The 8,829-nt window shown below is 66.8% G+C and carries 7 protein-coding genes and 1 tRNA gene; 3 read left to right on the top strand and 5 right to left on the bottom strand.

All coding sequences use genetic code 11. The features are described 5' to 3' along the window. Positions 1-43: 43 nt before the first annotated feature. A complete protein-coding gene (pyrE, locus tag MJ797_RS06065) occupies positions 44-571 on the bottom strand; it encodes an orotate phosphoribosyltransferase (protein WP_239332679.1) in 528 nt (175 codons plus the stop codon). 153 nt (positions 572-724) lie between these two features. Next, a tRNA-Tyr gene (locus MJ797_RS06060) sits at positions 725-809 on the bottom strand. Positions 810-1,076: 267 nt separating this feature from the next. On the opposite strand from MJ797_RS06060, the gene MJ797_RS06055 reads away from it, so the two are divergent. Further along, positions 1,077-1,586, top strand: coding sequence for a YajQ family cyclic di-GMP-binding protein (locus MJ797_RS06055; RefSeq protein ID WP_374581574.1), 510 nt, complete (start codon positions 1,077-1,079; stop codon positions 1,584-1,586). 341 nt (positions 1,587-1,927) lie between these two features. Here MJ797_RS06055 and htpX read toward each other — a convergent pair whose 3' ends face one another. Further along, positions 1,928-2,806, bottom strand: a complete 879-nt coding sequence (gene htpX, locus MJ797_RS06050) for a zinc metalloprotease HtpX (protein WP_239332757.1) — start codon at positions 2,804-2,806, stop codon at positions 1,928-1,930. A gap of 200 nt (positions 2,807-3,006) precedes the next feature. Next, positions 3,007-3,900, bottom strand: coding sequence for a Rossmann-like and DUF2520 domain-containing protein (locus tag MJ797_RS06045; RefSeq protein WP_239332677.1), 894 nt, complete (start codon positions 3,898-3,900; stop codon positions 3,007-3,009). Positions 3,901-4,159: 259 nt separating this feature from the next. Here MJ797_RS06045 and MJ797_RS06040 point away from each other — a divergent pair, with 259 nt between their 5' ends. Both MJ797_RS06040 and MJ797_RS06035 read left to right on the top strand, forming a co-directional pair. Next, a complete protein-coding gene (locus MJ797_RS06040) occupies positions 4,160-6,046 on the top strand; it encodes a 2-oxoacid:acceptor oxidoreductase subunit alpha (RefSeq protein ID WP_239332675.1) in 1,887 nt (628 codons plus the stop codon). Beyond that, entirely contained in the window at positions 6,043-7,104 is a 1,062-nt protein-coding gene (locus MJ797_RS06035) for a 2-oxoacid:ferredoxin oxidoreductase subunit beta (protein WP_239332673.1), read from the top strand. Before MJ797_RS06040 ends, MJ797_RS06035 begins: the two co-directional genes overlap by 4 nt. 770 nt (positions 7,105-7,874) lie before the next feature. Here the strand turns inward: MJ797_RS06035 and MJ797_RS06030 are convergent. Further along, on the bottom strand, positions 7,875-8,639 hold the full coding sequence (locus MJ797_RS06030) for a hypothetical protein (RefSeq protein WP_239332671.1): 765 nt from the start codon (positions 8,637-8,639) through the stop codon (positions 7,875-7,877). Positions 8,640-8,829: the final 190 nt, after the last annotated feature.

Raw genomic sequence — 8,829 nt, 5'->3', positions numbered from 1 at the left:
CCCCAGCCCCGCTCCTTGATCCGCACCCCTCTTCCGGGCGCTCTTAGGCGGTCGCGTTCAGCTCAGCGCGGGTGAGAACCGAACGCAGGTCGAGACCGATGTCGGCGAGGCTGGCCCGCCCGCCCTCCTGGCGGTCGATCACGCAGAGGACATGTTCCACGATCGCGCCCTGCTTGCGCAGGATCCCGGTCGCGTCCAGCACGGCACCGCCGCTGGTCACGACATCCTCGACGAGAACGACCCGCAGGCCCTCGACAGCCCCGCCCTCGGCGATCCGGCACGTGCCGTACTCCTTGGCCTTCTTGCGGACGAACCGAGCCGGCATGCCAGTCCGCTGGGACAGCAATGTAACCAGCGGGATACCACCGAGTTCGAGCCCGGCCAGCACATCCGTGCCTTCGGGCAGCAACGGGCCCATCGCGTCAACGATGTCCGCGAGCAGCCCGGGGTCGGCCTCGAACAGGTACTTGTCGAAGTACTCGCTACTCGTCCGCCCGGAACGCAGCACAAACTGACCGGTCAGCTGCGACACGGCCCGGACACGGGCGGCAAGCGTGCCAGTGTCAGCCATGCCTGCGGATTCTATAGATCAGGCAGGTTTACGGAGCGATCAGCGGATCGCACCGGCACACGCTCGCCTGCCCCCTTACCCCCTCTCCGGAGCAAAAAGGCCCCGGGGATCACTCCGGGGCCTGTGACCTGCTGCGATGCAGCTGGATCGGGGTGGTGGCAGGTGTTGGGTTCGAACCAACGTAGGCTGAGCCGGCGGTTTTACAGACCGCTCCCTTTGGCCACTCGGGCAACCTGCCGTTGGTGAACAGCATACGGGATGGGCGGTCGTGGTCGACGACCGGTCCCAGCGACCCGGCTACGCAGACAGCATCGCGATCATTCGGAGATCAGGACAGCGCGTTAATGATCTGCAAGCTCTCACTACCCGGCCTGGCCCGCGGACATGGGCGACGGCTGTGCCAGGACGGGCGGATCCGGGCAGACTCGGGATCAGGCACCGGGCCTGGCTTGCGACCGAGCCGCCGGGCGAAGATCCGATGCCGTACGCGCAGGCAATGGAGAAGATGGGAAGGAGGCGCTTCACCGTGGCGGACCCGTCGTTCGACATCGTGAGCAAGGTCGACCGCCAGGAGATCGACAACGCCGTCAACCAGACCGCCAAGGAGGTGGGGACCCGCTTCGACTTCCGCGACACCGGGGCGTCGGCAGCCTGGTCCGGCGAGTCCATCCTGCTTACCGCGAGCACCGAGGAACGGGTGAAAGCGACCCTGGACGTCCTGCAGGAGAAGTGGGTCAAGCGCGGCATCTCGCTCAAGGCCCTGCAGCATGACGAGCCCACCCAGTCCGGCAAGGAGTACAGGCTGGTGGTGACCGTGCAACAGGGCATTGCCGACGACAAGGCCAAAGCGATCTCGAAAAAGATCCGGGCTGACGCCCCGAGGGGCGTGCAGGCCCAGATTCAGGGAGACCAGCTCCGGGTCACCGGCAAGAAGCGGGATGACCTCCAGCGCGTCATCCAGATACTCAAGGAAAGCGACTTCGGGCTGCCGCTCCAGTTCGTCAACTACCGATAACGGACGGGCCCGCGCGCGCGGGCCCCGCCGAGCCGGGCCGCCATGTAACGCAGCGCGAGGTAGGCGGCCCTCGCAACATAACCGGCGGAAAGGTGCGCCCCGCCCGATGGGGGGTTTCGGGCGGGGCGCTGCACGGCGAGGCCTGGGGGGTTTGCCTCGCCGCAGGTCAGGGTTCGAGCGACCCGCGATGCACGGGTACTCCGGCTCGTCGGTCGCCACCCACCACCAAGGTGACTCCCTCCGCCGCCTCGCGATCCATCCACCCGGACGCCGCTCTCTGATCGAACGCCCTACTGCCGGTCGCTCTTAGCCTTTTCAGAATACGACTTTCCGCCGAAGATTCAACGGTAGGGGCCCATCCGGGCCATCTCCTCCAGCCGCTCGATCCGGCGGTCCATCGATGGATGCGTACTGAACAGCTGGACAACCCCGCCGCCCCGGAACGGGTTCGCAATCATGAGTGACGACACGGGCGCCAACTGTGAACTCTGCGGAAGAGGCCGGACGGCCGTGCCGGCCTCGAGTTTGCGCAGCGCCGTCGCGAGACCGAGCGGATCGCCGGTCAGCATCGCACCAGCGGAATCCGCCTCGTACTCCCGCGCCCTGCTGATGGCAAGTTGAATGATCGTCGCCGCGATCGGGCCCAACAGAACGAGAAGCATGATCTCCAGAATGCCCGGACCGTCATCGTCCTCACTCCGGCCAAAACCAAAGATCGCCGCGAACTGCGCGAACTGCGCCAGGTAGACAATAACGCTCGCAAGCGCACCCGCAACGGAGGCGATAAGAATATCCCGGTTGTAGACATGGCTGAGCTCGTGACCGAGGACACCACGCAGCTCGCGATCATCCATGATCTCCAGAATGCCAGCGGTGCAGCAGACCGCCGCGTTACGCGGGTTGCGGCCGGTCGCGAACGCGTTCGGTGCCGCGGTCGGGCTGATGTAGAGCCGCGGCATCGGCATCCGCGCCCTGGTCGCGAGCTCCTGAACGATCGCGTACATGCGTGGCTGCTCGACCTGGCTCACCGGATAGGCTCGCATCGCACGCAGGGCAAGCTTGGCCGAGAAGAAATACGAGAATCCATTAACCCCCAGGGCGAAGATGAACGCGATTGTCAGACCGCGGCTCCCGAACAGGGAACCGACAAAAAGAATCACCGCGGACAGTACGCCCAGCAAAATGGCGGTCTTGAGCCCGTTGAGGTAGCGGTGGGACATGGCGGTCGGGTTTCCTGTCATCTCGAAGGTTGCATCAGAGTCAACGCCCGGATCAACCGGAACCGTTCCCCTCCGCGGGTGCTCGCGCGATGCGCCGCTTGGGTGACATGCCATGAAATGCCCGGTTCATCCGGAGAGCATGCCAGACCATCCCCACATGTGATGATCATCACATTGATGCCCACCGCGTGGCCTTCGGCCTATGGGACGGTACGCACGGCCGAGGCAGGCAGCACCTGCCGGACAGCTTCGCCGCGCTCGCGGTCGACAAGACCCGCCTGTTCAAGCTGGCTCAGAGTGAGAGCCGCCAGCGCGACGTAGGCCGCCGCCGCCGCCGGGTCGAGCGTGCCGAGCGCATCCAGGTGCGCCCGCACCGTACCGGCGTCTCCGCGCCGGATCGGCCCGGTCAGCCCAGCCGGGCCGCGCTCGAGGGCCTTTTCCAGCGATTGTCGCAACAGCGGGGCGACCGCGTCGGCGCCTTCGCGGACGCCGAGCTCGTCCAGCAGTGTCAGCGTGGCCGTGACCAGCGTCGCCAGATAGTTGGACCCGAGGACGACAGCGGCGTGATAAGCCGTCCGTGCCTGCTCGGGGACGGGAACGACCCGACCGCCGACAGCTGTCACAAGCCCATGCGCGACCGGCTCGGCGGCCGGGTCCGCCGTCACCCCGAACGAAGCCCCGGCCAACAGGTTCGCGTCCGCGGCGGTCCCGCTCACAGTCATAATGGGATGCATCGCCGCTCGCAACGCTCCGCGGTCGTAAGCGGACTGTAATATGCCCACTCCGTACCGTCCGCTCATATGTGCGACAATCTGCCCGCTCCGCAGTGCACCGGCGTGCACGATGCCCGCCAGAACATCCGGGATCGCGTCATCGGAAACCGTGATAAATATCACATCCGATGCATCGGCCACCTCGGCCGCCGTCCCGGGCAATGCCGCGGGGAAACCGGCCCGAGCCCGCGCCAAGCCCGCCTCGGACCGGGCGTGCACCGCAACGACCGGATAGCCGGCAGCGGCCAGGGCCGTTCCCCACGCGCTCCCCACGCGCCCGACGCCCACGATCCCGATCCGCAGTGCCTGCGCCACCGTCACAGTCTCACCTGTGCGCCCACCCACGGAAGCCATATCAAACCCATATCAACGGAACCCGTGTCACCGGCCACCGGGCAATGTTCCCAGCAGTCGGCTTTCCGACCCGGTCAATCCGCAAACCCGCCCGCTGTGGGGCCGCCAACAAGCTTGGATCAGGCTGTGTCACAGTCGTCACACTCAGCTGACTCCGTCGGGACGTTACGCCCGGCCCAATAGTCCTACCGGTACGCTCGAGAGGTAGCCGAGGAGGTCACACAACGTGTCAGGCCAGGTCAGGGACCGTCAAATCCATCGACTCGACCGGGTCGTCATCCGCTTCGCCGGTGACTCAGGTGATGGGATGCAGCTCACTGGAGAGCAGTTCACCAGCGAGACCGCGGCGTTCGGTAACGACTTGTCCACCCTTCCGGACTTTCCCGCGGAGATCCGTGCGCCAGCAGGTACCCCGGCCGGGGTGTCCGGATTTCAGCTCCACTTCTCAGACCACGACATTCTCACGCCCGGTGATGCCCCGAACATGCTGGTGGCCATGAACCCGGCGGCGTTGAAATCCAACCTGAAGGACCTGCCCAACGGCGCCGACCTCGTTGTCAACACCGACGCGTTCACCGGCGCGAACCTGAAAAAAGCCGGCTACTCGTCCGATCCGCTCACCGACGGCAGCCTGGACGAGTACCGGGTACATCGGGTACCCCTGTCATCAATGACCATCGACGCGGTGAACGCGCTGGAAAGCAGCGCGGGGACGGTCAACAAAAAGGAAGCCGAGCGAGCGAAGAACATGTTCGCCCTCGGTCTCATGAGCTGGCTCTACCAGCGGCCCACCGACGGCGTCATAACCTTCCTTGAGAAGAAGTTCGCGAAACGCCCGGAAATCGCCGCCGCGAATGTCGCGGCGCTGCGCGCCGGCTACAACTACGGCGAGACGACCGAAACCTTCGCCGTCACCTACGAAGTGGCGCCGGCGCGCATGAAGCCGGGCATGTACCGGCGTATCTCCGGCAACACGGCGTTGTCCTACGGGCTGGTCGCCGCCGCCGAGCTCACCGGGCTGCCGCTGTTCCTGGGCTCATACCCGATCACCCCCGCCTCCGACATCCTGCACGAACTGAGCAAGCACAAGCGTTTCGGGATACGGACCTTCCAGGCCGAGGACGAGATCGCTGGTGTCGGGGCCGCGCTCGGGGCCTCCTTCGGCGGGTCGCTCGGCGTGACCACCACATCCGGGCCCGGCCTGGCCCTGAAGACCGAGACCATCGGGCTCGCGGTAGCCCTCGAGCTCCCGCTCATCGTCGTGGACATCCAGCGCGGCGGACCGTCCACCGGCCTGCCGACCAAGACCGAGCAGGCCGACCTCGGCATGGCCGTGAACGGCCGTAACGGCGAGGCGCCGCTGCCGGTCATCGCGCCCCGCTCGCCCGCGGACTGCTTCGACGCGGCCATCGAGGCGGCACGGCTGGCGACGAAGTACCGGACGCCTGTCATCCTGCTCTCGGACGGATATCTCGCCAACGGTTCGGAACCGTGGTTGCTACCCGGCCGTGCGGACCTGCCCGATCTCACGGTGTCATTCGCCACCGAGCCGAACCACAGCGGCGACAAGGGCCTGGAGTTCTGGCCATATCTTCGCGACACCGAGACACTCGCGCGGCCCTGGGCCGTTCCCGGGACTCCCGGGCTGGAGCACCGCATCGGCGGCCTGGAAAAAGCGGATGGTTCGGGTGGGATCTCCTACGATCCGGCGAACCACGACCGTATGGTGCGGCTGCGCCAGGCGAAGATCGAGGGGATCGCCCGCGACATCGCCCCGCTCGAGGTCGATGACCCGTCCGCACAGGCTCGGGTACTCGTCCTCGGCTGGGGCTCGACCTACGGACCTATCGCCGCCGGATGCCGACGTGTCCGGGCGAAGGGGCTGCACGTCGCCCAGGCACACCTGCGTCACCTTTTCCCGTTTCCCGACAACACCGGTGAGGTGCTGCGCGCCTATGACAAGGTCCTGGTCCCCGAGATGAACCTCGGCCAGCTCAGGGCCATGGTCCGGGCGGAGTTCCTGGTCGACGCCATCGGCTACAACCAGGTCCGCGGGCTTCCGTTCAAGGCCGCCGAACTGGCGGGCGTCTTGGAGGACGTGATCAACCAGTGACCGTCACGACGAACCACGCCGGCATCAGCAACCGACTGCTCGATCTCATCCCGGTCGCCGACCGGCCGCAGACCCGTAAGGACTTCACCTCCGACCAGGAGGTCCGCTGGTGCCCCGGCTGTGGGGACTACGCCATCCTGGCCACCGTCCAGGGCTTCCTGCCCGAACTCGGGATAGCCCGGGAGAACATCGCCTTCATCTCGGGTATCGGCTGCTCCTCCCGCTTCCCCTACTACCTGCAGACCTACGGGATGCACTCCATCCACGGCCGGGCACCGGCCATCGCGACAGGTCTGGCGGTCTCCCGGCCCGACCTGTCGGTGTGGGTTGTCACCGGCGACGGTGACGCGCTGTCCATTGGTGGCAACCACCTGCTTCACGCTTTGCGGCGTAACGTGAACATCAAAATTTTGATGTTCAACAATCGGATCTACGGACTGACCAAAGGCCAGTACTCCCCCACCTCCGAAGTGGGGAAAATCACAAAATCTACCCCGTTCGGCTCGCTGGACCGCCCCTACAACGCGATCTCGCTCGTGCTGGGGGCCGAGGCGTCCTTTGTCGCACGGTCAATCGACTCCGACCGGGCCCACCTGACCTCCGTTCTGCGGGCAGCCGCAGCCCACCCCGGGTCCGCCTTCGTAGAGATCTTCCAGAACTGCAACATCTTCAACGACGGGGCCTTCGACGCCCTCAAGGACCGGTCATCCAAGGATGACGCGACGCTGCGCCTCGTCCACGACAAGCCCATGATCTTCGGTGCGGACCTCGACAAGGGCATCCGCCGGAGCGCCTCGGGCGACCTGGAGATCTGCGCCGCGACCGACGAGGACGTACTCGTCCACAACGCGCGGGCCACCGAACCGGGCCAGGCGTTCGCGCTGTCACGGCTCACCGGCGGCTCGGCTGGCGTCACCCCCATCGGGGTCTTCCGGGACGTCGACACTCCCACCTACGACGAGCAGCTGAACACCCAGATCGCCGAGGCTCGTACCCGCCAGGGTGACGGCGACCTGATGGCGCTGCTGAGCAGCGGCGATACATGGACGGTTTCCTGACCGGCCATAAGCCAGCCGGCCACAAGCCGTTGAACCGAATGACGGCAAGGATGGGCCCGGCCTGTCGACACCCGACGGGCCGGGCCCATCCGGGCATCCGGGCACCCCGTGGTCCGACCCGTTCGGCCAGAAGAGCGATCGAGATCCTGCGGCGCACTCACTCCACATCCGGATAGTACCTTTGGTGCAAAATTGTCCACCTCCCTCGCGGATGCCCATATCCAGTCGGGTAGGGTCATAGACCAACTGGCGTCCCGAATCTGCCTTTCTGAATCAATCCGGATCAGTCAGGCGGGTGGTGGGGTTCGGGGGCTACCATCAGCGACTGATCCGGAGGAGCAGTGCACAACGAACCGCCTCGTCGCCGGCAAGCCCGAACAATGTGGATGTATCCTCATGTCGCACCCGAGTCAAGATTCGAGGTGGGTTGTGGGTAGCCACTCCGCCGGCCGGCATTCACGGCAGACAGCGAGTAATCTACGCCGATCGGATCACGGTCATGCCCATCCGACCGCCAGCCCGGCCCACGGGGCAGCCCCGGCGCCACGACCCGCGGGGGCGCTGTTCCTCCCCCGCCACCAGCTGCTGGAGCCCGGTGAACTCGACACGGTAACTGGCCCGATCTCGGTCAGCAGCTCAGCCCGGCGTGCTCAGATCACGGTGACTGCCGCCGCGCCGATGGACCGGCGACAGGCGTGGACGGCGAAGGTCACCGAGGAACGGACAGCCGGACCGGTGCCGGGCATGCCGGTGCCCAGCAGCGGCAACGTTCAGTCAGGCAGCACTCGATCGAACGCTGCCCGCTCCCGGGGCGCGCACCGGCGCGTCACCGCAAAGCAGGGGCGCGGCCGCTTGGTCGTCGCCGGCACCGCGTCACTGGCCGGCATCTCGGTGATACTGACCGGCCTGGCATTGTCGGGGGGCAGTGACACGTCGATCACCGGTCCCGCGACCATGGAGACCACGCCCAGCGCGGGGATCGGTATAGGAGCCTCACTCAGCAGGTCGCTCCCCGCCCAGGCATCACACGGTACCCACCAGCCGCCGGCAAGGCTCTTCCCACCGGATGCCCGGAGCAGATCGCTCATTTCTGGCCGGGCTGCCGCGGGGACCGGGCCGATCACAGCGGCCGATGGTATCGGCAGGCCGCAGCTGAACCTGCCGGGCGGCGCGCCCGCCGCCAGCATCCCGGCCGGCGTACCCGCGCCCCCGGCACCGGCCGCTGCCCCCGCGGCGTCCACCGACGGGACATCCAGCGGATCGGTCCCCACCGCTACCGCCCAGGCCAGTACTGGGCTGGCCACAACCGTCCCGCAGGACCCGGCCCAGCCCGGCGCGGGCGACGGCGTCACCTCGCCGACGGTTCCGGCCAGCCCACCACCAGCCGCTTCACCCACTCCTACCGTTCCCACCACGCCCACCCCCGTCACCGGCACGCCCACCGCCGGAGCGGTCGGGCAGACCGGTGGTTCCACGACTGCCCCTGGGCAGCAGTCACCGAACACCGCCGGGCAAACGGCCTCCGCGCCGGACACCACGGCTCCGGCCCCGACTCCGGCGAGTGCGAGTATCCCGATCCAGGATCTTTCGAACAGCGTGTTGAAACTCCACGACGTTGCGCCGGTCTGGCCGCACAGCCGATAAAAATCATCGCCGCGAGCCGCTTAGAGCGCCCGGCAATAGGGGCGTGGATCAAGAAGCGGGGCTGGGGTGCGTGCATCGCGA

Origin of the sequence: Protofrankia sp. CiP3, assembly GCF_917627345.1 — a bacterium.
GTDB lineage: Bacteria > Actinomycetota > Actinomycetes > Frankiales > Frankiaceae > Protofrankia.
This window is presented reverse-complemented; position numbering and strand designations above follow the sequence as displayed.

What these genes read in the sequence shown, in the direction of transcription:
- pyrE (WP_239332679.1), bottom strand. Translation starts at nt 571, where the DNA reads ATGGCTGACACTGGCACGCTTGCCGCCCGTGTCCGGGCCGTGTCGCAG.
- MJ797_RS06055 (WP_374581574.1), top strand. Translation starts at nt 1,077, where the DNA reads ATGGGAAGGAGGCGCTTCACCGTGGCGGACCCGTCGTTCGACATCGTG.
- htpX (WP_239332757.1), bottom strand. Translation starts at nt 2,806, where the DNA reads ATGTCCCACCGCTACCTCAACGGGCTCAAGACCGCCATTTTGCTGGGC.